General features: G+C 49.1%; 2 pseudogenes. Both read left to right on the forward strand.

The features are described 5' to 3' along the window. A pseudogene (locus R8O70_RS25120) lies at positions 1-1,212 on the forward strand (PTS transporter subunit EIIC); the annotation flags it as partial. 47 nt (positions 1,213-1,259) lie between these two features. Next, positions 1,260-1,466, forward strand: a pseudogene (locus tag R8O70_RS25125) (L-sorbose 1-phosphate reductase); the annotation flags it as partial.

Consider the following 1,466-nt stretch of genomic DNA (forward strand, 5'->3'; position numbering starts at 1 on the left):
CGGTGGTGAGATTGTTGGTGAAAAACGCGGCGCGGTAGCGGGGGCTATCGGTACGATGGGCGTGATTGTCGGGGCTGACATACCGATGTTTGTTGGCGCAATGATCATGGGCCCACTGAGCGCTTGGGTTGTGGTGCAAGTGGATAAACGTATTCAACACCGCATACCTTCTGGTTTTGAGATGGTGGTCAACAACTTCTCGTTGGGTATCGTCGGTATGTTGTTGTGTTTGTTCGCCTACGAGATTGTTGGCCCTTCAGTCACCGCAGCAAACTTGTTTGTGAAATCAGGCATCGAAGCGTTGGTTGCAACGGGTTTCCTGCCTCTGTTAGCGATCATTAACGAACCAGCAAAAGTGCTGTTCCTGACCAAGGCATTTACTATCCACTAGGCCTACAAGCGGCCGCAGAAACGGGCAAGTCCATCTTCTTTATGGTGGCGTCTAACCCAGGCCCTGGTCTTGGTATGCTGCTGGCCTACGCGAAGTTTGGTCAGGGTTTGTCTAAACGTTCTGCGCCAAGTGCCATCATCATTCACTTCTTTGGTGGTATTCATGAGTTGTATTTCCCATACGTACTCATGAAACCAATCATGATTGTGGCAATGATTGCTGGTGCGGCGACAGGCATCGCAACCTTCAACCTATTCGACGCCGGTTTGGTCGCGGGTCCAAGTCCAGGCTCTATCTTCTCTTACCTTGCTCTTACTCCGAAAGGTAGCTTCTTCGCGACCATCGCAGGTGTGACAAGTGCAACGATTGTCTCTTTCTTAGTAGCAAGTGCGATTTTGAAAGTGAGCAAATCAGAAGAAAAAGAAAGCGAGTTTGAGAAATCAGTTTCTGACATGAAAGAGATGAAAGCGGAAGGCGCAGTTCAGCCAGTTGCAGCTGCGACGACGCAAGAGCCGAGCAAGCCAATTTCATTTGTCGCATTCGCATGTGATGCGGGTATGGGCTCTAGTGCAATGGGCGCATCGACCTTCAAACGCAAGCTGGTACAAGCTGGGATAGAGATTGAAGTGAAGAACTTTGCCATCGAGAAAGTCCCGAGTGAAGCCGATATCGTCGTGACACACGAGAGCTTAGAAAGCCGCGCAGTCAACGCGACAGGTTTACCAGTCGTAACGATCAAGAACTTCCTCAACGACCCAGCGCTTGACGAGCTGATGGATAAGATTAAGCAACAAACGGTCGCGACTGAGCAACCAGCCTAACAATGCAGTTTGGGGCGGCAGGTATCGCCCCAATTAGGAGAGAAATCATGGTACAAACAACGGCAGCGGTTATCTGTGGTGAGAAAAACGTTCAATTAAGAACCTTTGATTTACCAAACATTTCAGCCGACGAACTTCTGGTTAAAAACATGTCAAACAGCATTTGTCTATCCACTTACAAAGCAGCATTGTTAGGTAGCAACCACAAACGCGTTCCTGAAAACATTGACGAAGTGCCAGTGATGACAGGTCAT

The organism is Vibrio sp. 779(2023), assembly GCF_033344285.1.
In the GTDB taxonomy this organism is placed as follows: domain Bacteria; phylum Pseudomonadota; class Gammaproteobacteria; order Enterobacterales; family Vibrionaceae; genus Vibrio; species Vibrio alginolyticus.